Source organism: Bradyrhizobium huanghuaihaiense (assembly GCF_025200885.1).
In the GTDB taxonomy this organism is placed as follows: Bacteria; Pseudomonadota; Alphaproteobacteria; order Rhizobiales; family Xanthobacteraceae; genus Bradyrhizobium; species Bradyrhizobium huanghuaihaiense.
In genome coordinates, this window is the sequence record NZ_CP104172.1 from 3,008,482 (window position 1) to 3,032,541 (window position 24,060).

Annotated in this window: 24 protein-coding genes; 18 read left to right on the plus strand and 6 right to left on the minus strand. The window is 64.8% G+C overall.

The features are described from left to right. Positions 1 to 8: 8 nt before the first annotated feature. Positions 9 to 629, minus strand: coding sequence for a response regulator (locus N2603_RS14195; RefSeq protein ID WP_018642696.1), 621 nt, complete (start codon positions 627 to 629; stop codon positions 9 to 11). Between the two features lie 194 nt (positions 630 to 823). Between N2603_RS14195 and N2603_RS14200 the strand changes: the two genes are divergently transcribed. The 7 genes from N2603_RS14200 (at position 824) to N2603_RS14230 (ending at position 6,709) form a co-directional block, all read left to right on the plus strand. Continuing rightward, positions 824 to 2,182 carry a histidine kinase gene (locus N2603_RS14200; RefSeq protein ID WP_260389298.1) on the plus strand — a complete coding sequence of 453 codons (1,359 nt, stop codon included), beginning with the start codon at positions 824 to 826 and terminating at the stop codon, positions 2,180 to 2,182. A gap of 161 nt (positions 2,183 to 2,343) precedes the next feature. Continuing rightward, the gene (locus N2603_RS14205; protein WP_260389299.1) at positions 2,344 to 4,818 is read left to right on the plus strand and encodes a TonB-dependent receptor; all 2,475 of its coding nucleotides are present in this window, start codon (positions 2,344 to 2,346) and stop codon (positions 4,816 to 4,818) included. A gap of 101 nt (positions 4,819 to 4,919) precedes the next feature. Continuing rightward, positions 4,920 to 5,279, plus strand: a complete 360-nt coding sequence (locus N2603_RS14210; RefSeq protein WP_260389300.1) for a hypothetical protein — start codon at positions 4,920 to 4,922, stop codon at positions 5,277 to 5,279. Between the two features lie 130 nt (positions 5,280 to 5,409). Next, a complete protein-coding gene (locus N2603_RS14215) occupies positions 5,410 to 5,709 on the plus strand; it encodes a hypothetical protein (protein ID WP_018642700.1) in 300 nt (99 codons plus the stop codon). Next, positions 5,706 to 5,939 (plus strand): hypothetical protein, encoded by a 234-nt coding sequence (locus N2603_RS14220; protein WP_018642701.1) that lies wholly within the window; start codon positions 5,706 to 5,708, stop codon positions 5,937 to 5,939. The genes N2603_RS14215 and N2603_RS14220 overlap by 4 nt, the downstream gene beginning before the upstream one ends. A 133-nt stretch (positions 5,940 to 6,072) precedes the next feature. Next, positions 6,073 to 6,240, plus strand: coding sequence for a hypothetical protein (locus N2603_RS14225; RefSeq protein WP_018642702.1), 168 nt, complete (start codon positions 6,073 to 6,075; stop codon positions 6,238 to 6,240). A 61-nt stretch (positions 6,241 to 6,301) separates the two neighbouring features. Next, complete coding sequence (locus N2603_RS14230) at positions 6,302 to 6,709, plus strand: hypothetical protein (RefSeq protein ID WP_260389301.1); 408 nt, start codon at positions 6,302 to 6,304, stop codon at positions 6,707 to 6,709. Between the two features lie 29 nt (positions 6,710 to 6,738). Here N2603_RS14230 and N2603_RS14235 read toward each other — a convergent pair whose 3' ends face one another. Next, on the minus strand, positions 6,739 to 7,437 hold the full coding sequence (locus N2603_RS14235) for a GntR family transcriptional regulator (protein ID WP_260424196.1): 699 nt from the start codon (positions 7,435 to 7,437) through the stop codon (positions 6,739 to 6,741). Positions 7,438 to 7,594: 157 nt separating this feature from the next. On the opposite strand from N2603_RS14235, the gene N2603_RS14240 reads away from it, so the two are divergent. The 7 genes from N2603_RS14240 to N2603_RS14270 all read left to right on the plus strand — a co-directional run bounded on the left by N2603_RS14240 (position 7,595) and on the right by N2603_RS14270 (position 15,730). Next, complete coding sequence (locus tag N2603_RS14240; protein ID WP_260389302.1) at positions 7,595 to 8,494, plus strand: VOC family protein; 900 nt, start codon at positions 7,595 to 7,597, stop codon at positions 8,492 to 8,494. After that, on the plus strand, positions 8,491 to 10,113 hold the full coding sequence (locus N2603_RS14245; protein WP_260389303.1) for a bifunctional 3-(3-hydroxy-phenyl)propionate/3-hydroxycinnamic acid hydroxylase: 1,623 nt from the start codon (positions 8,491 to 8,493) through the stop codon (positions 10,111 to 10,113). The genes N2603_RS14240 and N2603_RS14245 overlap by 4 nt, the downstream gene beginning before the upstream one ends. After that, on the plus strand, positions 10,110 to 10,955 hold the full coding sequence (locus N2603_RS14250; RefSeq protein ID WP_260389304.1) for a fumarylacetoacetate hydrolase family protein: 846 nt from the start codon (positions 10,110 to 10,112) through the stop codon (positions 10,953 to 10,955). Before N2603_RS14245 ends, N2603_RS14250 begins: the two co-directional genes overlap by 4 nt. A gap of 84 nt (positions 10,956 to 11,039) precedes the next feature. Further along, positions 11,040 to 12,017, plus strand: coding sequence for a Bug family tripartite tricarboxylate transporter substrate binding protein (locus N2603_RS14255; RefSeq protein WP_260389305.1), 978 nt, complete (start codon positions 11,040 to 11,042; stop codon positions 12,015 to 12,017). A gap of 123 nt (positions 12,018 to 12,140) precedes the next feature. Further along, positions 12,141 to 13,604, plus strand: coding sequence for a GH1 family beta-glucosidase (locus N2603_RS14260; protein WP_260389306.1), 1,464 nt, complete (start codon positions 12,141 to 12,143; stop codon positions 13,602 to 13,604). Positions 13,605 to 13,861: 257 nt separating this feature from the next. After that, positions 13,862 to 15,094 carry an acetyl-CoA C-acetyltransferase gene (locus N2603_RS14265; protein ID WP_260389307.1) on the plus strand — a complete coding sequence of 411 codons (1,233 nt, stop codon included), beginning with the start codon at positions 13,862 to 13,864 and terminating at the stop codon, positions 15,092 to 15,094. Between the two features lie 333 nt (positions 15,095 to 15,427). Further along, complete coding sequence (locus N2603_RS14270) at positions 15,428 to 15,730, plus strand: HU family DNA-binding protein (protein WP_008139488.1); 303 nt, start codon at positions 15,428 to 15,430, stop codon at positions 15,728 to 15,730. A 72-nt stretch (positions 15,731 to 15,802) separates the two neighbouring features. Here the strand turns inward: N2603_RS14270 and N2603_RS14275 are convergent, their stop codons facing one another. The 4 genes from N2603_RS14275 to N2603_RS14290 form a co-directional block, all read right to left on the minus strand. Next, positions 15,803 to 15,958, minus strand: coding sequence for a hypothetical protein (locus N2603_RS14275; RefSeq protein WP_018647934.1), 156 nt, complete (start codon positions 15,956 to 15,958; stop codon positions 15,803 to 15,805). 4 nt (positions 15,959 to 15,962) lie between these two features. Continuing rightward, positions 15,963 to 18,368, minus strand: a complete 2,406-nt coding sequence (gene lon, locus N2603_RS14280; RefSeq protein WP_260389308.1) for an endopeptidase La — start codon at positions 18,366 to 18,368, stop codon at positions 15,963 to 15,965. 8 nt (positions 18,369 to 18,376) lie between these two features. Continuing rightward, positions 18,377 to 18,760, minus strand: coding sequence for an Hsp20/alpha crystallin family protein (locus N2603_RS14285; RefSeq protein WP_018647936.1), 384 nt, complete (start codon positions 18,758 to 18,760; stop codon positions 18,377 to 18,379). Positions 18,761 to 18,913: 153 nt separating this feature from the next. After that, positions 18,914 to 19,477 (minus strand): YciE/YciF ferroxidase family protein, encoded by a 564-nt coding sequence (locus N2603_RS14290; RefSeq protein WP_018647937.1) that lies wholly within the window; start codon positions 19,475 to 19,477, stop codon positions 18,914 to 18,916. A gap of 146 nt (positions 19,478 to 19,623) precedes the next feature. On the opposite strand from N2603_RS14290, the gene N2603_RS14295 reads away from it, so the two are divergent. From N2603_RS14295 to N2603_RS14310, 4 genes are all read left to right on the plus strand, one after another. Beyond that, the gene (locus tag N2603_RS14295) at positions 19,624 to 20,250 is read left to right on the plus strand and encodes a MarC family protein (protein WP_026312812.1); all 627 of its coding nucleotides are present in this window, start codon (positions 19,624 to 19,626) and stop codon (positions 20,248 to 20,250) included. Positions 20,251 to 20,401: 151 nt separating this feature from the next. Next, positions 20,402 to 21,055, plus strand: coding sequence for an L-fuculose-phosphate aldolase (locus N2603_RS14300; protein WP_260389309.1), 654 nt, complete (start codon positions 20,402 to 20,404; stop codon positions 21,053 to 21,055). Positions 21,056 to 21,068: 13 nt separating this feature from the next. Further along, positions 21,069 to 22,856: a chloride channel protein gene (locus tag N2603_RS14305; RefSeq protein WP_018647940.1), complete on the plus strand. Its 1,788-nt coding sequence runs from the start codon at positions 21,069 to 21,071 to the stop codon at positions 22,854 to 22,856. 180 nt (positions 22,857 to 23,036) lie between these two features. Further along, positions 23,037 to 23,873, plus strand: coding sequence for a hypothetical protein (locus tag N2603_RS14310; RefSeq protein WP_260389310.1), 837 nt, complete (start codon positions 23,037 to 23,039; stop codon positions 23,871 to 23,873). Positions 23,874 to 24,060: the final 187 nt, after the last annotated feature.

Consider the following 24,060-nt stretch of genomic DNA (forward strand, 5'->3'; position numbering starts at 1 on the left):
GCGCGTCGTCAGGCGACGCCGCTGTCGATCGCCAGCCGGACCAGCTCGACCGAGGTCTTCACGCCGAGCTTCTGTCGCATGATCGAGGAGGTGTTGGCCACCGTCTTGTAGGACGACTGCACCAGCCAGGCGATTTCGGATAGGCTCTTGCCGGCGCTGAGCAGCCGCAGGATCTCCATCTCGCGTGCGTTTAGCTTGGACAGCGGACTTTGCGTCAGCGCCGGTCCGGCAAAGGCGATGCTGCGCGCGATCGCGGTAGGCAGATAGGTGCCGCCGCCGCCCACCGCGCGGATCGCCTCGACGAGGTCGTCGGGATCGCCGGTCTTGGAGACGTAGCCCTTGGCGCCGCATTCGATCGCGCGCGCGGCGAAGGCGGGATCGTCGTTCATGCTGAACATGATGATGCGGGCCTCGGGCGCGCGCTCGAGGATGCGGCGCGCGAGCTCGAAGCCGGACACGGTCGGCAGGTTGATGTCGATGATGCAGAGGTCGGGGCGCTCGACGATGAAGATGCTCTCGCCGTCTTCGGCGTCGGCGGCCTCCAGGATCTCGATCTCGCCCTCGTCGGCCAGCACGGCACGGCAGCCGGAGGCGACAATGGGATGATCGTCGACGATCAGAATGCGCATAGGCGTTTCCCCGTAACAGCGCCGGCCTGTTGTCGCGCCGCATGATACCGAACAGGAGCGCCGCGCGCCCTCATGTCGCCTCATGCAACCCGGTCGGGATTGCTGTACGCTTTCGATTAGATATCGGGCGCTTCGCCCCTGTCAACGTCATCGGACAGGCGCGGGCCAACCTTCGCGAGGCATGGGCGACATCAATGTGGCAGAATCTATCCTTGCGCGGGCGCATCAACCTCTTGCTGGCGCTGCTGCTGGCGCTGGGGCTCGCGGTCAATATCGGCCGCCAGGTCGCCGAGGCTGGCCCGCGCGTGCAGGCCGAGGACCAGAGCGTGATCCGCCTCGCGCGCGAATTCATCGAGATGATCGTTGCCGATCTCAACGAGGCGCCCGATCCGGATGCGCGGCTGAACCAGATCGCCCGCGATCTCAGCCGCCTGCGCCATGTCAGCATCGCGCTTCACGATGCCGGCGGGAACCCGCTGACGCCGCCGCGGCCCGATGCCGACGACGACACCCGCGCCCCGCCGGCCTGGTTCGTCAGCCTGGTGCATCCCGAGCAGACCGCGGTGAGCGTGCCGGTGTCGATCCATGGCAGGCCGGGCTCGCTCCGGATCACCTCGCATCCCGACGACGAGATTGCCGAGATCTGGGACGGCATCGTGACCCAGCTCGAGGTCGGCTCGGTGATCGCGCTCGCGCTGTTTTTCCTGATGATGAATGTGGTCGGCCGGGCGCTGGCACCGCTCCAGTCGTTGACGGAGGTGATGGGGAAGCTCGAAGGCGGGCACTACGAGGCGCGTGTCGCGCCGGGCGGCGCGCCGGAGCTCGCTGCCATCTGCACCAGGCTCAATCATCTTGCTGCAACGCTCGGCGAGGCGGTCGAGGACAAGCGGCGCCTCGCTGAGCGCGCGGTGTCGCTGCAGGACGTCGAGCGCAAGGAGATTGCGCGCGAATTGCACGACGAATTCGGGCCCTATCTGTTCTCGCTGCGCGCCCATGCCAGCGCGCTGGCAAAGCTCGCGGACGGGAAGGCGCCAAGCGCAGAGGCGGTGCGCAAGCATGGCAGTGCCCTCCTGGAGCAGATCAACGCGCTCCAGCAATTCACGCGCCGCGTGCTGGAGCGCCTCCGCCCCGTCGGCCTTGCCGAGCTCGGCCTCGGCCAGGCGCTGGAATCGCTGTCCCGGCTGTGGCGGGAGTCGCATCCCGACGTCACCATCGAAACCACGATCTCGCCACGGCTCGGAGCGACCGGCGAGACCGCTGACCTCACCATCTACCGCGTGGTGCAGGAGGCGCTCACCAACGTGTTCCGCCATGCCGGCGCGACCGCGGTCAATGTCGTCATCGAGCCCGCGGAGCAGCTCACGCGCGACGGCCGGCTCTGCGCCCGGGTGCGCGTCAGCGACAATGGCCGCGGCATGGAGCCGGGCCAGAAGCTCGGCTTCGGCCTTGTCGGCATGCGCGAGCGGATCCTGGCGCTGGGCGGCACGCTCAATGTCGTCTCCGGCGACGGCGGCCTGACCGTCGAGGCGCTGGTGCCGACGGCGGCGGCCTGATGGCGCGACACGATCGGGAAAAATTCCCGATTTGGTCGGGAAAACGGGTGCGGATATCGCCCGACCTTTTGTGGCTGGCGCGTGAGCTGCTGCCGATTACACTCGTCTGCACCAAACGGCGAAGATCAGAACAGCCGGTGGTTACGGGTGGGAAGGCTGGGATGGGCAAGCGTTTTCGGATCAAGCGTCGTTGGTTGATGGCCTCGGTGTCGACGGGGCTGTTGTCGGGATTGGTCGTCGCGAGCCCTGCCGGGGCTGCGCAGGACGAGGAAACCAACGTCCAGAACCTGCCGCCGGTCGAAGTGTCGGCACCGTCGCCGTCGACAGCGAGGCGCACGACGCCAACGCGGCCGGTGGCCCAAGCTGGAGCTTCATCGTCGAATCGCCCCAAGTCACGAATCTACGTCTACCCGACCTCGCCGGGCACCGGCAGGGGGCTCGACGTCGACAAGGTTCCTTCGGCCATCAACGCGGTCGATGCCAACCAGATCAGGCGCACCGGCTCGCTCAACATCACCGACGCGTTGCGCGACAACATCGCCGGCGTCAACATCACCGAGGTCACCGGCAATCCGTTTCAGCCCGATGTCGAATTCCGCGGCTTCGTCGCTTCGCCCGTGACGGGCACGCCGCAGGGCCTTGCGGTGTACCAGAACGGCGTGCGCATCAACGAGGCCTTCTCGGACGCCGTCAACTGGGACCTGATCCCGACCGCCGCGATCAGGTCGGTGACGCTCGTCACCAACAACCCCGCCTTCGGCCTCAATGCGCTCGGCGGTGCGCTCAACCTGCAAATGAAGGACGGCTTCACCTATCAGGGTGCCGAGCTCGATCTGATGGGCGGCTCGTTCGGCCGCGTCCAGGGCTCGGCGCAATGGGGCAAGACCGTCGACAAGAATTACGGCGTCTATGCCGCGCTCGAAGGCCTGCGCGACAACGGTTTTCGCAATTTTTCCCAATCGACCGTGCGGCGCTTCTACGGTGATGTCGGCTACAAGGAAGGCGACAGCGAATTCCACGTCAACATGGGCCTTGCAAAGAACGATTTCGGCGCCAGCGCCACCGTTCCGGCCGAGCTGCTCGACAAATATTGGGGCGCGACCTACACGACGCCGCAGACCACGAGCAACCGCGTTGGCTATCTCAATTTCACCGGCAAGGTCGATGCGACGCCGACCTGGACGCTGGAAGGCACCGCGCATCTGCGCAGGTACGAGCAGAAGCTGGTCGACGGCAATCCGACCGACGTGCAGGAATGCGGTGCGGATCCAACGCTGCTCTGCTTCGGCGACGATACGACGCCGGCGAACGGCACCAACGGCGTGCAGCTCGCCAATCCTTTTGCGCCGGGAACGATCCTCGGCGAGATCGACCGCAGCTCGATACGCTCGACCACCTTCGGCGTGTCGGGGCAGGCCACCAACACCGATCAGCTGTTCGGGCATGACAACCGTTTCGTCATGGGCACAAGCTACGACGCCAGTGTCACGCGCTACAACGCGACCGCCGAGATCGGCACGATGGGAGAAAACTACGTCGTCAGCGGCAGCGGTATCTTCCTCGGGCCGACCGGCGTACCTGACACCGTCGCAGGTCCCGTCTCGCTGCGGACCGTCAATCAATATAACGGCCTCTATGCGATGGACACGTTCAACGTCACGGATGCCTTCGCCATCACCGGCGGCGGCCGCTTCAACGTGGCGCGCATCACGCTGGAGGACCAGCTCGGCACCAGTCTCAACGGCGACCACACCTTCACCCGCTTCAATCCGGTGATCGGCGGCACTTACAAGATCACGCCGGAGCTGACGGCCTATGCCGGTTATTCCGAGGCCAACCGCGTGCCGACGCCGCTCGAGCTCGGCTGCGCCGACCCGGTCCGGCCCTGCCTGCTCGCAGCGTTTCTGGTTTCGGATCCGCCGCTGAAGCAGGTCGTGTCCAAGACCGTGGAGGCCGGCTTCCGCGGCACCAAGGAGCTGAACATCGGCTCGCTCGGATGGAAGGTCGGCGCATTCCGCGCCACCAACTATGACGACATTGTCGCCGTTCCCGCAGTGGGGCGCACCGGCTTCGGCTATTTCACGAACGTGGGCCGCACCAGGCGCCAGGGGCTCGAGGCCGAGGTCAACATCAAATCGCCCACGCTTCAGTTCCAGGCGAGCTACGCCTTCGTCGACGCACGCTATCTCGACGCTTTCGAGCTCGGCTCTGAAAGCCCGTTCAGGGATCCCGTGACCGAGACGATCCAGGTCCTGCCCGGCGATCAGATCCCCGCAATCCCGCGCCACCGGGTCAAGGTCGGTATCGACTACAACGTCACTGACGTCTGGAAGGTCGGCGGCAATGCGCTGTTCGTCTCCAGCCAGTATTTCGTCGGTGACGAATCCAACCAGTACTCGAAGCTGCCATCCTACACCGTGTTTAATCTCCACACCTCCTATCAGGTGACGAAGAACTTCCAGCTCTACGGCCGCGTCGACAACATCTTCGACAAGCGCTACGCCACCTACGGACAGTTCTTCGACCGCGAAGCCTTGCCCAACTTCACCAATGGCGGCGCCGACTTCACCGATCCGCGCTCGCTGAGCCCGGCCCGGCCGCGCGCGTTCTATGCGGGGATGCGGGTGACGTTCTAGGCGCGCCGAGGGTCCCGGACGGAGAGGAGGGGAGCTCAGGGCGGACATACTCCGTCCGCCATGCGCAGACAGCTTGCGTAGAATATCCCGCCTCCGGCATCATGGGCCCGGAGGCTCGCTTTGTCGTGTCATTGAAAAATCCGGACGCCGTCGCCGCGATCGTCGCGGCGCTCCGACACATTTACGGTGACGAGGTCGCGCGCCTCATGCTCGTCGAGGGCATGACCCTCGCCAACCTGATCGATGCGATGTTTTCCGCGCCCTTGACCCACCGCGAGGCGATCAGGGCCATCACCGACGGACTGGACGACTTCGTCATTTCGCCGGACCTCGGCCGCATGTGGCACCTCAGGTACATCTATGCAGACGAGCCCGGCTCCCTGCATGTCGTGGACATGGAGATCGCCACGCCGAGCGGTACGCTGGTGAGCAAGGACGTCTGGCTTCGACTGTCGTCCTAGCGAGGCTCACCCTTCGCCGCGGCGACGCCTCCCGTAAGGGGAGGTGAGCCGGGCTGGGTTCTACTTCCGGCCGATTGACTCAATGTTCATGATTTGTTCTTATGCTGGACGTCCAGCCAAGGAGCGAGCCATGGACAACCGAATCAATGAAATCCGCAAGATCATCAGGGCGTTACGTGTGAGCATGCGTGAGGCCGAGGCCATCATGCATGAGCAAATCAACCGGGACGAAGACTGCACCTTCGTGGCTGAGGAGGTCATGAAGATGCGCACCGTGATGAGCGGGCTCGTCCAGGAGCGGGCTGCACTCGGGGACACCGACCCGATCGTCGTCGCCAGCCTCTTCGTTCCCCGCCGGCGGCCGGCGCCATCGCGCATCGGTGTCGAGAAGCGCCGCCTTGTTCCGCCAAGAGAGGTGGCGCGGGCATGAAGGGAGAGAGGCCGACCTACTTCTCCGACATGCAGGAGCCTCCGGAATTTCTGAAGGCTCTCGAGCACGCGCGGCGCCTGTCCTGCCTCGAAGGCTGGTGCCGCATGCACGTCGAAGCGATCCAGGTCGCGATCGATCAATACGCGGAAGCAGCTCTCGGCAATCGGGAGTTTTTCCTCAACAAGCCTCACAGCATCGGCGAGAGGCGCAGGAGCGGCGAGGTGCCGTAGGATTGAGAGGCTCCTGCGCGCGGGCGAAAGCCGGCGCGTAGCCTTTACCGATCGGAAACCATGTCAAATGATCCGAAAACTTTAACGAAACTGCTGGGCTGTTTCCGCGTCATTTCGCCGGAGGGCCCATCTGATGACAGAGCACCAGTTGAAAGAGCGGCAATTCCAGATCGCGCGTTACCGGCGTTTGGAGCTGGAAGTGACCGACCCGCTTGCCGCGTGTCTGCTTCACAGCATCATCGAGGAGCTTGAAGAGGAGCTGCGCAGGGACGTCCCGGAATGTCACGGGCCGCGTGATTAACGCTTTCTTAGCGCTGATCGTGCGGATTGTCTGTGTGGGACTACCAGGGGAGACTGCTCCCATGCTGAAGGACGGCACCTACGCGGCTTGGTACAAGACGCCGATCGATCAGGGCACCGGGATCGTCCATGTTGCAGACGGCCAGATCTGGGGCCGCGACAGCCTGATGACCTATCACGGCTCCTGCAAAGTGGACGGAGATCGCTTCACCGCCACCGTGTCGACGAAGCGTCATACCGACGGACGTGCAACGGTCTTCGGCATCGAGGACGAGCTGACGCTGGACATCGAGGGAAGCTGCCCCGGCAAGATCGCGACCTACACGGCTACGGCACAACAAGTGCCGGGAATGGTTCTCCACGGCACGCTCATTCTGACGGAGCAGCCTCCGGCGGTACCCGAACAAACCGGACAGCTGCCGGCGTTCGATCCTCACAAGCTTCCAAAGCTGCCGAAGCGCTCGCGCTGACCGCAGCGCTCCATGTCTCCAAGACGAAGCTAGGCCAGCAATCCGTCGAGATCGGAATAGATGACGTCGGCCGTACGCTGATAGTGCTGCTGAAGCAGACGCACGGCCTGCTCGCTGTCCCTGGCGAGAACCGCCTGAAGGATATCGCTGTGCTCGGCGCCGACCTTGCGCGCCGGATAGGCCTTCGCAATCGACATCATGCGATACCGATAGAGCCGGTCGGCGAGCTGCTCGCAGAAGCCGAGCAGCGGCCGTGAGCCGCAAAGTCCGATCAGCGTCGCGTGGAAGGCGCGGTGCACCTTCTCCCAATCCGGATTGTCCTCGAATGTGTCGGGCTTGAGCGAGCGCGGCGTACGATCGAGCCGGTGATGCGCAACCAGCAGAGCCTCTTCCCAGGTCTGGGTCGCATTCTGCATGGACTCGCGCAGCGCCAGACCCTCGACCCAGCACCGCGTCTTGGTCAGCTCCTGGAGCTCCTCCTTGCTGACCTCCTTCACATAGAAGCCGCGCTGCTCCATGCCGACGACGAACTCTTCGGTGGTCAGGCGGTTGAGCGCCTCGCGCAGCGGGGTCTGCCCGACGTTGTACTGCTCCATCAGGAAGCGCGACTGGAGCTTGCGACCGGGCTCGAGCCGCGTCGTCAGGATGTCGGCCTTGAGGCGTGCGTAGATCGTGGTCGCCAGCGTTGCCGGTTGCTCGACCCTCTGGCTTGGCAGGTCAGTGCTCATGTCAGTGCTCATGTCAGTTCTCATGGGCATCCATCAGAATCTCCAGCACTTATGTACATTAGCAGAGTTCTTGGCGATTATTTATAAATTTATGCTTTACGTGTGATTTTGTACATATTAATGAAGTGACGTTCGCATCCCCTGATAAGGACGCCCAATGCCCGACTTTCCCGTGACGGCCCTGCGCAGCGTCGAGGTCACGACGTCGCAGCTTGCCGGCTCGGTCGAGTTCTACAGCAAGGTCTGGGGCCTCGACGTCGCGGCGGAAGCGGGCGGCACCGTGTACCTTGCTGCGACGGGCAGCGACTTCCACGTCCTCGAGCTCACGCCGGGTGAGGCGACATCGCTGCGCAAGATCAGTTTCCGCGCCCGCTCGCACGATGATCTGCACCACCTTTTCGCGCGTGCGCGGCAGGCCGGCTGTGAGGTGATCAGCTCACCCGCGCCGTCGCCAGCGCCGTCGGGCGGGACAAGTTTCGTGGTTCGCGAAGCGCAGGGCTGCGTCATCGAGTTCGTTCATGGCGATCGCACCAGGCCGGCGCGCGTGATCGCCGATCGCCCCGAGCGGCTGGCGCATGTCAACATCAACAGCGCCGACATCGAAACGCTTTCGACATTTTATCAGGAGACCTTGGGATTCCGGCTATCGGATCGGTCCAAGCTGATGGCGTTCCTGTGCTGCAGCAGCGACCACCATGCGATCGTGCTGGCGGAGGCCCCTCGCAACGGTCTCAATCACGTGGCTTTCCTCATGCCTGATCTGGAGTCCGTCATGCGCGGCTCCGGTCGCATGATCGATCACGGCTATCCGATCGGCTGGGGCGTCGGCCGTCACGGCCCGGGCGACAACGTGTTCGCCTATTTCGTCGATCCGGCAGGTAGCGTCATCGAATACACCGCCGAGGTTTTGCAGATCGACGACAGCTATGTCGCGAAAGGTCCGAGCGATTGGGTCTGGCCTCCCGGCCGAACCGATCAATGGGGTATCGCTCCGCCGAAGTCGGAGGCCTGTAAGACGGCGCAGCTCGCCATTCCCTTCGCGGCGGCGCGCGCATGACGGATACGGCTGGCGCCATCGACAATGACGTGCTCGTCGTCGGCTTCGGGCCGACCGGCGCCGTTGCCGCAGGCCTGCTCGGCCGCCTCGGTCATCGCACGCTGGTCATCGACCGGCTGACCGACGTGTACGACAAGCCGCGCGCGATCGCGCTCGATCACGAGATTTTCCGTCACTTCGACAATATGGGCCTCACCGCGGCAATCTCGCCCCATATCGAGCCTTTCACCGCATCGGAGCATTTTGGCGTCGACGGGCAGTTGATCCGCCGGATCGACATGGTCGCAAGGCCCTATCCGCTCGGCTACACGCCGAGCATGGTGTTCAGCCAGCCCGCGGTCGAGGCCGAGCTGCGCCGCCATGCGACCGGTTTTTCCAATGTGCGGGCCGAGCTCGGCGTCGAGCTGCTCGATCTCGTGCAAACGTCCGATCGCGTCGAGGCGCGCCTGAAGGACAGTGATGGACTGCTTCGTTCCGTGACGGCGCGCTATGTGCTCGGCTGCGATGGCGCTTCGAGCACCGTGCGTCAGATCGCAGGTCTTGCGCTCGAGGATCTCATCTTCGATGAACCCTGGCTGGTGGTCGACGTGCGCGTGAACGAGAGTGCGCTTGCCCGTCTGCCGCAATGCTCCGCACAATTCTGCAATCCAGCGCGCCCCGTGAGCTTCCTCATCGGCCCGAAGAACCACCGCCGCTGGGAGATCATGCTGCTGGCGGGCGAGGACGCGCGGCAGATGGAGCGGCCCGACAATGTCTGGAAGCTGCTCGCGCCATGGCTCACGCCGCAGGACGGGGAATTGTGGCGGGCGGCCTCCTATCGCTTCCACGCCCTCGTTGCCGCCGACTGGCGCAGCGGCAGAATCCTGATTGCCGGCGACGCCGCGCATCAGCAGCCTCCCTTCATCGGCCAGGGCATGTGCCAGGGCCTGCGCGATGCCACGAACCTCGTCTGGAAGCTGGATCATGTGCTCAAGGGCGTCTCCTCTGGCAGCCTGCTCGACAGCTACACGGTCGAACGCAAGCAGCACGTCATCGAGCTGACCGGCAAGATCAAGGCGATCGGCCAGTCGATCTGCGAGCGCGATCCGGCCGCTGCCCGGCGGCGCGATGCGCACATCCTGGCCGAAGGTGGCGGCAAGCCGCTGCTGCTGACGCGGCAGGAAATCATTCCGCCGCTCCGCGCAGGATGCCTGTCGCATCACGAAACGCCGGCGCGCGGCACTCTGTTTCCGCAGCCGCGCATCGCGAACGGCAGTACGGCTCGCTTGCTGGACGAAGTGACCGGGGCCGGCTGGCGCGTGTTGATCGACGGTCGCAGCAATGATGCCGCTTCGATGCTCACGCTCTGTGCCGTGTGCCCGGACGTATCGGCGGCGGCAGTCGCGCCTGCCGGCGCAGGTCTGCCGGATGCGCTCGAAGAGACCGAGGGTGTGCTCGCGAATTGGTTCGACCGTCACGCTGTCGTCGCGGCGGTCGTTCGACCCGATCATTACGTCTTCGGAACCGCGCGCGATGCCACCGAGCTCGGCGACCTTCTGCGCGAGGTCGAGTTGCGTCGTCGCGACGTCCCGGCCGAGCAAGACAAGATTCCCGATCTGAAAATGGAGAGAATACCGTGAAACTTGCCACCGTAGCGATCGACGGCCGCACCACCTGGGGCATCGTCGAAGGCGAGACCTTTTTTGATGTCGGCGCCACGCTCAAAGCGCGCTATGCCGATCTCAAGGCCGCCATCGGCACCGCCTTCGCCGGCGTTGCGGATGCAAAGACCTCCGCCGCGGCCGTTCCGATCTCAAAAGTCACCTGGCTCCCAGTCATCCCGAACCCGGACAAGATCCTGTGCGTGGGCCTGAACTATGAGACCCACCGCAAGGAGACCGGCCGCGCCGAGGTCGAACACCCCACCATCTTTTCGCGCTATGCCAACAGCCAGACCGGACATCTGCGGCCGATCGTGCGGCCGCGCGTCTCGACCGACCTCGATTTCGAAGGCGAGCTCGCGGTCATCATCGGTAAGGCCGGCCGCTACATCTCCCGCGCGGATGCCATGAACCATGTCGTCGGCTATTCCTGCTACAATGACGGCAGCATCCGCGATTTCCAGCGTCACACGCATCAATTCACGCCGGGCAAGAATTTTCCGGATACCGGCGCATTCGGGCCCTGGATGATGACGCCGGACGAGCTTGGTCCGCTTGACGAGCTCAAGCTCCAGACCCGCCTCAATGGACAGGTCATGCAGGAAGCGCGGATCAAGCAGATGATCTTCGATATCCCGCGCCAGATCGAATACTGCTCGACCTTCACGCGGCTCGAGCCCGGCGACGTCATCGTCAGCGGAACGCCGGGAGGCGTCGGTGCACGGCGCGAGCCGCCGCTCTGGATGAAGCCGGGCGATGTCGTCGAGATCGAGGTCGAGCGCATCGGTGTGCTCAGGAATGTCGTCGCGGACGAAGCCTGATCGAGCGGCCGCAGCCGGCAACGGCTGCGGCCTGCGAACGACCAATAAAAGCCCGCAAAGCGGCATCTTTCAGGGAGGAACACCATGTCCGGACTATCGCGTCGTCTGCTGCTCGCCGGCGTTGCGCTTTGCTGCTCTCTTCCGGCCTTGGCGCAGTCTTGGCCGCAGAGGCCCGTGACCGTCGTCGTGCCGCAGCCGGCAGGCAACAGCCCCGACGTGATGTGTCGCCTCATCACCGAGAAGCTCTCGCGGACCTTCGGGCAGCAGTTCGTCGTCGAGAATCGTCCGGGCGCCGCAAACCTGGTCGGCACGCAGGCGGTCGCCCGTGCAGCGCCAGACGGTTACACGTTCCTGTTCGCCACATCGGCGGCGCTCGTCACCAATCCCTACACATTCAAGAAGCTCCCCTATGATCCCGTGAAAGACTTCGTGCCGGTCGCGATGGTGGCAAAAAGCAACCATGTCCTTCTCGTCAATCCCGAGGTGAAGGCCAATTCGCTGCCGGAATTGATCAAGCTCGAAAAATCGTCGCCCGGTTCGCTGAGCCTTGCCGTCGACGGTGCGCGCAACCTCTCGGGCCTGATCGCTCAGGCCATCAACAAAAGCGCCGGGACCGGTTTTGTCCTCATCCCCTACAACACGACCACGAATGCGGTGCAGGACGCCATCTCGGGTCGCATCCAGGTGACGATCCAATCGGCATCCATCGCCGAGGCCTTCATCAAGGCAGGTACGCTGCGACCTGTTGCCGTTGCAGGTTCCAAACGGATCGACTCCCTGCCGGACGTTCCTGCGATTGCGGAGATGCTGCAAAGCGTCGATCTCCAGGGCTGGTTCATGTTCATGGCCCCGGTCGGCACGCCGGCCGATATCGTCGAAAAACTAAGCGCCGAGATCGCGCGCGCCTTGGAATCGTCCGATGTGCGCGAGCGCGCACCCACCCTCGGCTTCGATGTCCATGTCGGCGATGCCGTGACGACGGCAGGCGCAAAACGCTTCCTCGACGACCAGCTCGCCTCGTCCGGCAAGATCATCCAGGGGCTCGGCATCGAGCCTGAATAGTGCGCTGCGGCGCGGGGGCGCGCTTCTGCATTTTTGTATCGTCAGCTCCTGCCTCCACTGCTTCTCAAATTGCCCGTGACCGGTCATTGTGGGGCCCCATCAACCACCTCGGGGCAGCATCACATGTCGGACAAGGTCTCGCGTCGCCAGTTTGCCGCGCTGGCGGGATTGTCCGCGGCCGCAATCGCAAATCCACTGGACGGCGCCGAAGCCAGGCCGGCGGCCGCGGCCTCGCGCGACAGCGGCTTTCCGGCAGGCTTTCTCTGGGGCACGGCGACCTCGTCCTATCAGGTCGAGGGCGCGGTCAATGAGGGCGGGCGAGGGGTCTCGATCTGGGACAAGTTCGTGCGCATCCCCGGCAAGATCGAGGACGGCTCGACCGGCGACCGCGCCAACGAGCACTACCACCGCTACAAGGAGGATATCGCGCTCATCAAGGAACTCGGCTGCAAGGCCTATCGCTTTTCGATCGCCTGGCCGCGGGTGTTCCCGGATGGGGATGGCAAGCCGAACGCTGGCGGGCTCGACTTCTACAATCGGCTCATCGACGAGCTGCTCAGGAACGGCATCGAGCCGTGGGCGACGCTCTATCATTGGGACCTGCCGCAATCGCTCCAGGACCGCTTCGGCGGCTGGCGATCGACCGAGACCTGCAAGATCTTCGGCGACTATGCGGCCTATGTCGCCGAGCACCTGACCGATCGCGTCAAGAACGTGTTCACGCTGAACGAGAGCGGCCGCTTCGTGCAGTTCGGCTATGGCCTTGGCATCGACGCGCCCGGCCTGACGCTGCCGCAACGAGAGGTCAACCAGGTCAGGCACAACAGCGCGCTCGCGCATGGGCTCGCGGTGCAGGCGGTGCGGGCCCATGGCCGCCGCGGCACCAGGGTTGGACCTGCCGAGAACATCGACGTCTGCGTTCCCGCGATCGATACGCCCGAGCATGTCCTTGCCGCCGAGATCGCGCTGCGCGAGATGAATGCCGGCTATCTCAACGTCATCATGGAAGGCCGTTACACCGACGCCTTCCTGAAATACGCCGGCGCCGACGCGCCGAAATACACCGACGCCGAGTTGAAGATCATCTCCTCGCCGGTCGATTTCCTCGGCCTCAACATCTACGCGCCGCAGAACTATGTGGTGCCGTCCGAGGAGGGTGCGGGCTTCAGGCCGCTGCCGATCCCGAAATCGTTCCCGCACATGAGTTCGGACTGGCTCCGCATCGCCCCGGAGACGATCTACTGGGTGCCGAAGCTTGCGGCGAAGATCTGGAAGACGGACGCGATTTACATCACCGAGAATGGCACCTCCGGCGACGATGTGGTCTCGCCCGACGGCAAGATCTACGACACCGACCGCATCATGTACCTGCGCAACTATCTCGCCCAGCTGCAGCGCGCCACCGCCGAGGGCGTGCCGGTGCGCGGCTATTTCCTCTGGAGCCTGATGGACAATTTCGAATGGGTGTTCGGCCTCAGCAAGCGCTTCGGCCTCTACCACGTCAATTTCGACACCCAGGTCCGCACCGCAAAGCTGAGCGCGAGTTTCTATCGCAACGTGATCGCGAAGAACGCGGCGGGGGTGTAGCTCTTCTCCCTCTCCCCGTTCTTACGGGGGCGCGACGAGCGTCGCTCGCGCTGGGAGGGCAGGGGTGAGGGGCTCTCTCCGCGAGTCCATCTGTCACCGTCCTTGCCGAAGCTCCCCCTCACCCGGATTTTCCGCTGCGCGTAAAATCCGACCTCTCCCCGCAAGCGGGGAGAGGCGAAGGGCAGGGGTCCCGCATTGACACCACTCTCCCCCTTATTCAAAACGTCCTCAACACTCATAACAAGAGGACAACGCCCATGACCGACGCGCTGATCATCGATGCCTGCCGTACCCCGCGGGGCGTCGGCAAGGCCGGCAAGGGAGCACTCTCGGGCATTCATCCGCAGCAGCTGGGTGCAACCGTGCTGCGTGCGCTCGCCGATCGCACCGGCATCAATACCGCCGATGTCGACGACATCGTCTGGGGCTGCAGCGCGCAGGTCGCAACGCAAAGCGGCGATCTCGGCCGCATGTCCGCGCTCGATGCGGGTTATGATGTGCGCGCCAGCGCGGTGACGCTGGATCGCTTCTGCGGTTCCGGCATCACCAGCGTCAACATGGCGGCATCCTCGATCATGGCGGGCGCCGAAGACCTCGTCATCGCCGGCGGCTGCGAGATAATGTCGATGGAAGGACGGCGCGGCGGCGGGCCGATGATGATGGACTCCGGCAATCTGCGCCTGCGGGCAAAGCATCCGCAGTCGCATCAGGGCGTCTGCGCCGACGCGATCGCGACGCTGGAAGGCATCACGCGCCATGACGTCGATGCGCTCGGTCTCGAAAGCCAGAAGCGCGCCGCGCACGCGATGGCCAACGGCCATTTCAAGAAGAGCCTCGTGCCCGTGCATCGCGAGGACGGCAGCCTCGCGCTCGACCACGAGGAATATCCGCGCCCACAGACCACGATGGAAGGCCTCAGCAGCCTGAAGCCGGCGTTCCCTGCCATCGCCGACTATGCGCTCGACGACAAGGGCACCACCTATCGCGGCCTGATCCTGCAGCAATATCCGGACCTGAAGATCGACTTCGTGCATCACGCCGGCAATTCATCCGGCGTCGTCGACGGTGCCGCCGCGATCCTGCTGGCTTCGCCAGCCTATGCCAAGGCGCATGGCCTTAAAGCCCGCGCCCGTGTCGTCGCGATGGCGAATATGGGGGACTCGCCGACCCTGATGCTGAACGCGCCGGTGCCGGCGACGCGAAAGGTGCTGGCCAAGGCAGGCCTCTCCATCGACGACATCGATCTGTTCGAGATCAACGAGGCCTTTGCGGTGGTGGCGGAAAAATATATCCGCGACCTCAAGCTCGACCGCGCCAAGGTCAACGTCAATGGCGGCTCGATCGCACTCGGCCATCCCATCGGCGCGACCGGCTCGATCCTGATCGGCACCGTGCTCGACGAGCTCGAACGGCGCGACTTGAGGCGCGGCCTCGTCACCATGTGTGCCGCCGGCGGCATGGCGCCCGCCATCATCATCGAGCGCGTCTAGCCTCCTCCTCTTCACTTCTCCCCCGTAAAAACGGGGAGAAAAAGCGGCTGCAGTGCGATCCACCCTTATTTTTCAGGGTGAATCGCGTGCGGTCGTTCGGTCGTCGCTTGTCGAAAGCCGCGAATCAGCTTTAGCAAGGTTGCGTGCGGGCCTTTGAAACAAGGTAAAATCCGCTGCCCGAGGCTTCTTCCGCTCCGGAAGTAGCTAAAAAGCAGGGTTTTTTGCCACAGGGGGCCAAAAAAGCCCGTAAAATCGCGACAAAACTGTGCAGAAGGCTATAGGCCTTCGCCGCTTGGTCTAATATGCAACCGGCAACGAATCAGAGGAGACACGATGCCAGCCCAAATGTCCAAATCGCAGTTGATCGAAAAGATTGCGACCGCCACCGAGCTTTCCAAGCGCGACGTCAAGAGCGTCATGGAGACGCTGACCGACGTCGGCCACAAGGAGCTCAAGAAGAACGGCCTGTTCCTGGTGCCGGGCTTCGCCAAGTTCGTGGTCATCAAGAAGCCCGCGACCAAGGCGCGCAAGGGCACCAACCCGTTCACGGGTGAAGAGATGATGTTCAAGGCCAAGCCGGCCCGGAAGATCGTCCGCGCCCGCCCGGTCAAGGCTGCCAAGGACGCCGTGGCCTGATAAACGCAAAGGCCCCCTCGCAACGAGGGGGCCTTTTATTTGGGGCAGCCGCGAGGGCCTGAGACGGAGGGCTCAACCCTTGCGGCGCTTCACCCGGACCGGGACCGGCTGAAGCCGCGGCCCGGGGCCTGCGAGCGCATCGCGAACCCGGTCGATGGCGCGATCGAGCAGCTGGCGTAGCCGCTGCGTCTTCCGCGATCTCTTCGCTTCTTCCAGCAGTTTCTTCATCGCATCACTCCGCCGCTTCGACGTTCGCACCGGCTTGGGCTTCCGCCGGCTCGAGCGCTGCGGCGATGGCCTCGTCGACGCGCTCCAGCCAGATGAATTCCAAATTGTCCCGTGCGCTCTGCGGGATGTCGTCATAGTCCCGCTTGTTGCGCGCCGGCAGCATCACCCGCTTCAAGCCGGCGGCGGCCGCAGCCACCACCTTCTCCTTGATGCCGCCGACCGGCAGCACCAGGCCGCGCAGCGAGATCTCGCCGGTCATCGCGGTGTCGCTGCGCACCGTACGATTGGTGAGCAGTGACGTCAGCGCCGTGAACATGGCGACGCCTGCGCTCGGTCCGTCCTTCGGGGTCGCACCCGCCGGAACGTGAACGTGGATGTCGCTCTTCTCGAACAGCTGGGGATCGATGCCGAGCTGGTTGGCTCTGCTCTTCACCAGCGTCAGCGCAGCCTGCACGCTCTCGCGCATGACCTCGCCGAGCTGGCCGGTCAGGATCATGCCGCCGCGGCCGGGCACGCGCGAGGCCTCGATGAACAGGATGTCGCCGCCGACCGGCGTCCAGGCAAGGCCGGTGGCCACGCCCGGAATGCTGGTGCGCTGCGCGATCTCGCCCTCGAAGCGCGGCTGGCCGAGCACCGTGGCGATGTCTTTCGTCGTCACCACGACCTTGGTAGTCGTGCCTTCGGCAACCTGCACTGCGGCATGGCGGAACACCTTGCCGATCTCGCGCTCGAGGTTACGCACGCCGGCCTCGCGGGTGTAGCCCTTGACGATCAGCTTCAAGGCCTCCGGCTCGATCTCGGCCTGTTCGGCCGTCAAGCCGTTGGCCTCCAGCTGCCGCCGCACCAAATAGCGCCGCGCGATCTCCAGCTTCTCGTCCTCGGTGTAACCGGCGAGGCTGATCAGCTCCATGCGGTCCAGCAGCGGACCCGGGATCTGGTCCAGCATGTTGGCGGTCGCGATGAACACCACGCGCGACAGGTCGAAGGGCACGCCCAGGTAGTTGTCCCGGAACGTCCCGTTCTGCTCGGGGTCGAGCACCTCCAGCATGGCTGCGGAGGGATCGCCCTGCACGCCACGGCCCATCTTGTCGATCTCGTCCAGCATCATGACGCAGTTGCGGCTGCCTGCCTTCTTGATGCCCTGGATGATGTTGCCGGGCAGCGCGCCGATATAGGTACGCCGGTGACCGCGGATCTCGGCCTCGTCATGCACGCCGCCCAGGCTGACGCGCACGAAGGGGCGATCCATCGCGCGTGCGATGGACTGGCCGAGCGAGGTCTTGCCGACGCCGGGCGGGCCGACGAAGCACAGGATCGGCGCCTTGCCCTGCGGGGCGAGCTTGCGCACCGCCAGATATTCGATGATCCGGCTCTTGATCTTCTCCAGGCCAAAGTGATCGGCATCGAGGATGCGCCGCGCCTCCTTGATGTCGATCGGCTTCTCCGCAGGCAGCGCCCAGGGCAGCTCGATCAGCCAGTCCAGATAGGTGCGGACCATGCCGGCTTCGCCGGCCGCCTCGGGCATGCGCTCGTAGCGACGCAGCTCCTTCTTGGCATGCGCCTCCGCCTCCGGCGGCATGTTGGCCTTGGCGATCGCGGCCGTCAGCTCGGTGACCTCGGCGGCCTTGCCGTCGCCTTCGCCCAGCTGGCGCTGGATGGTCGCCATCTGCTCGCGCAGGATCGCCTCGCGCTGCCGCTCGTCGAACGTGGCGCGGGTCTTCTGGCCGATTTCATTGGTGATGCGCAACACCTCCAGCCGCTCGGCCAGATGCTTCGACACCTTCTCGACGCGCAGCGCGAGGTCGATGGTTTCCAGCACCTCCTGCTTGTCCTGCGGCTTGATGTCCATGAACGAGGTCGCCAGATCCGCCAGCGCGCCGGGCGCGCTCGTGCTCTGGAACATCGCGACCAGCTCGGGCGGCGCCTGCGGCAGCAGCTCGATCGCCTCGATGGCCTGGCGCTGCAAATTCAGCGCACGCGCCTCGATCTCGGGCGAGCTCGTGGTCGGCTCCGGAATCTGCTGGATCCGCGCAGCCGGGAACGGCGTCCCCGGCAGGAAGTCGAGGATGCGCGCGCGCTGCACGCCCTGGCAGACGATGTGATGCGTGCCGTCGGGCGCGGTGATGTAGCGCACGATGTTGGCGATGGTCGCGACCCGGTAGAGATCGTCCGGGCCGGGCTCCTCGATCTCGGGGCTGCGCTGCAGGACGATGCCGACCGGGCGCTGCTCGCGCAGCGCCTGCTGCGCGGCGGCGATGGACTTCGCGCGGCCGATCGCGATCGGCGCGATGGCGCCGGGGAACAGCACCATCTCGCGCACGGGAATGATGATCAGTGCGTCCTCGGGGATCTTCACGTCGGAGCCGTCTTGGGAATTGGTCTGTGCGGTATTCATCTGTTCGGTGGCCATGATCGACCTCAGGATTTGGCGAGGCGCAGTGCGACGCAGCCGTCCATCACGAAACGGCTGATGGCGTAGCGGCCAAGGGGCAATGCAATGCGGCGCTCAAAACGCCCCTGCGGCAGCTCAAGCCGGTGGATGCGGGCGTTGCGAAGCTCCGGCGGAAGCGTGCGCTGGCCGGAGATCACGAGCACGCCGTCATGGATGACGGTCTCGACATTGTCCGGATTGACGCCGGGAAGCGCGACCAGGATCAAAAGCTCATGCTCGGTCTCGAGCACGTCGATCGGCGGCTCCCAGCAGGCTTCCTGGCGGCCGAACTGGTGCCGCAGCCGTTCGGCGCGGGTCAGCGAGTCCAGGGCTTCGGACAGCATCCAGTCGAGGGGATTTTTGGGTTGCATGATGCGGACTCGGGGCTGGGAAAGCCTGCATATGGGGCTGGTTCCCCGGAAATCCAGTGCAGTGGCGCTGACGTGCCATGCGCCATCGTGCGATCCAACAAGCAAACGCCGCGGCCTGGCCGCGGCGTTCTGTCGTGAGAGCGCCGCGCGGCATCAGGCAGCGGCGCGATACTCGTCTTCCGCTTCGAGGTTGATGACGGAGGTGGCGAGCTCGGTCAGCGTGCGATCGGTCGCCTCTTCCTCGTCCAGCGTCTCCTGGAGCAGCCTTGCTGCGTCCTGCATGCCGAGCTCCTCGGCCCAGGTGCGCAACGTGCCGTAGCGGGAGATCTCGTAATGCTCGACCGATTGCGCCGCTGCGAGCAGTCCGGCGTCGAGGGCGGGGGCTCCCTTGAACTCCTTCATGATCTCGGCGCCCTCGTCCGCGATGCCGTTGATGGCCTCGCAAGGCTTGCCGCGTGCGGGCTTGCCCAGCATCTTGAAGATCTGGTCGAGACGCTTGACCTGCCCCTGGGTCTCGCGCAGATGCTTGTTGAAGGCCGCCGTGAGGTCCTTCGACTGCGCGGCCTTGGCCATTTTGGGCAGGGTCTTGATGATCTTGTTCTCGGCGAAATAGATGTCTTTTAGCGTTGCCAGGAACAGGTCGCTGAGCATCTTCGGCGCCTGACGCGGCCGGCGCGCCGCGGTCTTGCTCGTGCGTTTCTTCGCTCGTCTAGCCATACATCCTCCTCTTGAGGTGACACGGGAAGGCGTCGCCTTCCTCAAATCCACAGGCGATCAAGAGTCGGGATGAGCAAATGTTCCTCGCGAAGGCGGCCGCGAGCCGCTATGGCTTCCTGCCTGAGCTACGCCAGAGACGCTTTCCAATGCTCGACTTCGCCCTGTCCGCCTTCGTGACGCTGCTGCTGGTGGTCGATCCGGTCGGCCTTGCGCCGGCCTTCCTGGCCGCGACCTCCGGCATGCCTGACAAGGTCAAGCGGACGATCGCGCTGCGGGCGCCGCTGATCGCGGCCTCGATCCTGGTCGTGATTGCGCTGGTTGGAAACTGGCTGCTGCGCCAGCTCGGGATCGGCATCCCCGCCTTCCAGATCGCGGGCGGGCTGCTGCTGTTCGGCGTCTCCTACCAGATGATCTTCGGCGACCGTCCGCATCGCGAGGCGCGCGAGGCCGACAAGGCGACCTCGGAGCATGCCTCCGACGTCGCGGTGTTTCCCCTGGCCATCCCGATGATGGCCGGCCCCGGCGCGATCGCGACCACGCTGCTGCTGTCGGGCGACGCCGGCTACGGCGCGCGGCTCGCGATCATCATCGCGATTGTGCTCGCGGTGTGCCTGCTCTGCATGCTCTGCTTCCTCTCCGCAAACCTGATCGCCCGCACCCTCGGGCGCACCGGTAATGCCGTGCTCTCGCGTGTGCTCGGCATGCTGCTCGCGGCCTATTCGGTGCAGTTCGTGATCAACGGCATAGCCGCCGTCCGGGCGAGCCTCGCCTAGGCCTGCGACAATCTGTTAATTTGTTGATTTTACGGTCTATTTCGAGAGGGCGCATGCGCGCCGTCCAGCGGTGGGACGGACCGGTCGCTTTCGCTTGCACTGCCACGTTGCTTTGACGTACTTCCCCTTTCACCAGCGCCAGGACATCGGGATGTCGATGACAGCGGACGAACTCGCCAAGAGACAGGCCATCATCGACGCCTGCCGTCGCATGAACGCGCTCGGCATAAACCAGGGCACCTCAGGCAATATCAGTGTCCGGCATGCGGACGGGCTTCTGGTCACGCCGACCAGCGTGCCCTACGACGCCATGACGGCGGAGCAGATCGTGTTCATGGCGATGGATGGCTCGCACGCGCGCCATCAAAAGCCGTCCAGCGAATGGCGCTTCCATCGCGACATCCTGAAGTCGCGGCCCGACGTCAACGCCGTCGTCCACGCCCATCCGACCTATTGCACCATCCTGGCGATCATGGGCATGGAGATCCCGCCCGTGCACTACATGATCGCGGCTGCCGGCGGCGACAGCATCCGCTGCGCGCCCTATGCCACCTTCGGAACGGAGGAACTGTCCGAGCATGCGGTGCGGGCGCTGGAGGGGCGGCTCGCCTGCCTGCTCGACCATCACGGCATGATCGCGATCGGCAAGACGCTGGACAAGGCGATGTGGCTCGCAGTCGAGGTCGAGACGCTCGCGCGGCAATATCACGGCTGCCTCCAGATCGGACAACCGCCGCTGCTTTCCAGCGACGAGATCGAACGGGTCCGCCAGCGCATGACCGGCTACGGCCTGTCGGAAGGGTAGGGGCGGGTAGAAGGTGTTCGTACGGCTCAGGCGTCTCGTCGATCGCAAGGGAACGAACCGCACCATGGTTCGGCTGCGCGCGCTGCTGCGCAGCAACGAGTTCTACCTGATCCCGCTGGCGCTCGTGATCGGCACGCTTGCCGGCGCGATCGTGACGCTGATGGCCGAGATCGCGCAGATCGCCCATGTGGTGATCTACGGCATCCCCGTCGACGTCCGCCTGTCGGCCAATGCGCGCGTGAGCCCCTGGGCTGCGCTGCTCGCACCTGCGCTCGGCGGACTTGCGCTCGGCATCATGGAATGGTCGCGGCGGCGCATGAAGATCTCCAACGCGGTCGACCCGATCGAGGCCAACGCCCTGCGCGGCGGCAATCTCTCGATGCGCGACAGCGTGGTGGTGTCGAGCCAGACGCTGATTTCCAACGGCTGCGGTGCGTCGGTCGGCCTCGAGGCCGGCTATACCCAGATCGGCTCCGGCATCGCCTCGCTGCTCGGCAAGTTCTTCAATCTGCGCCGCAACGATTTGCGCCTGATGGTCGGCTGCGGTGCGGCCGCCGCGATTGCGGCGGCGTTCGGTGCGCCGATCACCGGCGCCTTCTACGCCTGCGAGCTGATCGTCGGCGTCTATTCGGTTGGCAGCGCTGCGCCGATCCTCGCGGCCTCGCTGGCGGGCGCGCTGACCGCGCAATGGCTCGGCGGCGCACCGTATTCATTGGAGATCCCCAAGGTCAGCGCCGTCGGCGTCGAGCAATATCTGGCGCTGATCGGGCTTGCGCTCATCACCAGCGGCGTCGGCATCGCCGTGATGCGTTCCTCGCCGATGTTCGAGCGCCTGTTCGCCTGGCTGCCGGTCTGGCTCCGTCCGGTGGCGGGCGGCCTCATCGTCGGCGGTTTTGCGATTGTCACGCCGCAGGTGCTGGCGGCCGGCCACGGCGCAATGGTGCTCGATCTGTTTCACGACATGACGATCGGCCTGATCGCGCTGATCATCGCATTGAAGGTGACGGCCTGCCTGATCTCGCTCGCCTCGGGCTTCCGCGGCGGTCTGTTCTTCGCCTCGCTGTTCGTCGGCAGTCTGATCGGGAAGTTCTTCGCCGAGCTGTTGGAACTGATCAGCCCGAACTTCGTGATCGATCCGCTGGTGGCGATGCTGACGGGCATGGCGACGCTCGGCGTCGCCATCGTCGGCGGCCCCCTGACGATGTCGTTCCTCGTGCTCGAGATGACCCGCAATGTCGACGTCACTGCCGTGGTGCTGGCCGGCTGCATCGTCACCTCGATCTGCGTGCGCTTCATGTTCGGCCACTCCTTCTCGACCTGGCGCCTGCATCTGCGCGGCGAGACCATCCGCAGCGCCAACGACGTCGGCTGGCTGCGCAATCTCACGGTCGAGCGCCTGATGCGCTCGGATGTCGGCAAGGTGCCTTCGACCACGACGATCGCGGCCGTGCGCCGCGAATTCGCGCTGGGGTCGCGGCCCGGTATAGTCATCGTCAACAACGCGGACGAATATGTCGGCCTCGTCCTGCTGCCCGACCTGTACTCCAGCGATCTCGACACCATCGCCGACGACATCCAGGTGATCGAGCTGGCCCGCCTGATCGACATCGTGCTGATTCCGGAAATGAACGTGAAATCGGCGATGGCGGTGTTCGACGAGGCCGAGGCAGAGATGCTGGCGGTGGTCGATTCCACCGACAGCCGCAAGGTGGTCGGCTTCCTCACCGAGACCTTCGCCCGCCGCCGCTATGTCGAGGAGATCGACAAGGCGACGCGCGGCGTGCTCGGGGCATTGTCGTAAGGGTCTGCGGCCTCGGGGGCGAGTGAGGTATTGGGGGAGGGGACCATGGCACCCGTAGTCACCCGGCCTCCGAATTTCCTTGAAGGCGTCTTGCTTTGGACAAACCGCGTCAGCGATGATCAGGGCAAGCAAATGCGACGGACGCCTTCGGGCGACATTGGGCTGGGAAGGGGAGCGCCAATGAACTCCGTAACGACACCGATCGAGCCGCGTTATGCGCTGTCCGCGCGCATGGACGCAGAGCTCACGCATACCTTCGAGAAAATCAAGAGCGTGGATGAAGAGATCGCGCGCGCCAGCGAGCAGCTTGCCCGGCTGGAGCGCGATCCCGTGCGCAGTCGCCCGCGGCGTGGCGGGCCAGCGCTGCGCGGCCTCGTCGGTCTCGGGCTGGCTGCGGGGATTGGCATCGCTGCCTTGGTCTCGCAATCATCCCACGGTGATACGGTCAGGCAGATGATCGCAGGTTGGGCGCCGTTGCACGCTGCGACATCGTCGCAGTTGCAAGCAGAGCCGGCGCGCGAAGCTGAGACGAGCCCGACTGCTCAATTGGCCGAGGCATCGCCGCAACCGGCATCTGCCGCCGAAACCATACCGGAGGTAGTCGCGCCAACCGGCAGCACGCTCCCGCCGGAGTTGACCGAATTGCTGCAGAAGCTAGCGAGCGATCTCGCAAACGTGCAGCAAGGCATCGATCAGCTCAAGGCGAGCCATGCGCAATTGAAAGCGAACCAGGAGCAAATGTCGCTCGACAATCTCAGGCTTGCCGATGAGTTGAAGGCAGGCCAGGAACAAATGGTGCGGCTCGTCGCCAAGATGCCTGAAGACAAGGCGTCTGAAAACAAGATCGCCGGGAAAACGACCGACCGGTCGAACGCGGGGCAGAAGACGAGCGCAGCACCAGTGCCTGCGCCACGTCCGGCTGCGGCCCAGACGCCCAAGCCGGCGCCGGCAACGTCGTCACCGCATGCCGCGGTGCGACGGGCGGCCCCGGTCCTGCTGCAATCGGCGCGACAATAGTCGCGATCGATATGGGCCCGTAGTCGCGGCCGCATTCACGACAACGATCGCCCCACATCGATGGTGCCGACGCCGCCGAGAACTACCGCCGGCATCGCGCCGAGTAAGACGGCGGTCACGCCGCTGATCGTATGGCGCCCATCGCAATCCGCGTGATGATCGAGCCCTGCGAGGCCGAGAGAATAGG

Coding starts and splice junctions, on each gene's coding strand:
- N2603_RS14195 (WP_018642696.1), bottom strand. CDS start 629: ATGCGCATTCTGATCGTCGACGATCATCCCATTGTCGCCTCCGGCTGC.
- N2603_RS14200 (WP_260389298.1), top strand. CDS start 824: ATGTGGCAGAATCTATCCTTGCGCGGGCGCATCAACCTCTTGCTGGCG.
- N2603_RS14205 (WP_260389299.1), top strand. CDS start 2,344: ATGGGCAAGCGTTTTCGGATCAAGCGTCGTTGGTTGATGGCCTCGGTG.
- N2603_RS14210 (WP_260389300.1), top strand. CDS start 4,920: ATGGGCCCGGAGGCTCGCTTTGTCGTGTCATTGAAAAATCCGGACGCC.
- N2603_RS14215 (WP_018642700.1), top strand. CDS start 5,410: ATGGACAACCGAATCAATGAAATCCGCAAGATCATCAGGGCGTTACGT.
- N2603_RS14220 (WP_018642701.1), top strand. CDS start 5,706: ATGAAGGGAGAGAGGCCGACCTACTTCTCCGACATGCAGGAGCCTCCG.
- N2603_RS14225 (WP_018642702.1), top strand. CDS start 6,073: ATGACAGAGCACCAGTTGAAAGAGCGGCAATTCCAGATCGCGCGTTAC.
- N2603_RS14230 (WP_260389301.1), top strand. CDS start 6,302: ATGCTGAAGGACGGCACCTACGCGGCTTGGTACAAGACGCCGATCGAT.
- N2603_RS14235 (WP_260424196.1), bottom strand. CDS start 7,437: ATGAGCACTGACCTGCCAAGCCAGAGGGTCGAGCAACCGGCAACGCTG.
- N2603_RS14240 (WP_260389302.1), top strand. CDS start 7,595: ATGCCCGACTTTCCCGTGACGGCCCTGCGCAGCGTCGAGGTCACGACG.
- N2603_RS14245 (WP_260389303.1), top strand. CDS start 8,491: ATGACGGATACGGCTGGCGCCATCGACAATGACGTGCTCGTCGTCGGC.
- N2603_RS14255 (WP_260389305.1), top strand. CDS start 11,040: ATGTCCGGACTATCGCGTCGTCTGCTGCTCGCCGGCGTTGCGCTTTGC.
- N2603_RS14260 (WP_260389306.1), top strand. CDS start 12,141: ATGTCGGACAAGGTCTCGCGTCGCCAGTTTGCCGCGCTGGCGGGATTG.
- N2603_RS14265 (WP_260389307.1), top strand. CDS start 13,862: ATGACCGACGCGCTGATCATCGATGCCTGCCGTACCCCGCGGGGCGTC.
- N2603_RS14270 (WP_008139488.1), top strand. CDS start 15,428: ATGCCAGCCCAAATGTCCAAATCGCAGTTGATCGAAAAGATTGCGACC.
- N2603_RS14275 (WP_018647934.1), bottom strand. CDS start 15,958: ATGAAGAAACTGCTGGAAGAAGCGAAGAGATCGCGGAAGACGCAGCGG.
- lon (WP_260389308.1), bottom strand. CDS start 18,368: ATGGCCACCGAACAGATGAATACCGCACAGACCAATTCCCAAGACGGC.
- N2603_RS14285 (WP_018647936.1), bottom strand. CDS start 18,760: ATGCAACCCAAAAATCCCCTCGACTGGATGCTGTCCGAAGCCCTGGAC.
- N2603_RS14290 (WP_018647937.1), bottom strand. CDS start 19,477: ATGGCTAGACGAGCGAAGAAACGCACGAGCAAGACCGCGGCGCGCCGG.
- N2603_RS14295 (WP_026312812.1), top strand. CDS start 19,624: ATGCTCGACTTCGCCCTGTCCGCCTTCGTGACGCTGCTGCTGGTGGTC.
- N2603_RS14300 (WP_260389309.1), top strand. CDS start 20,402: ATGTCGATGACAGCGGACGAACTCGCCAAGAGACAGGCCATCATCGAC.
- N2603_RS14310 (WP_260389310.1), top strand. CDS start 23,037: ATGAACTCCGTAACGACACCGATCGAGCCGCGTTATGCGCTGTCCGCG.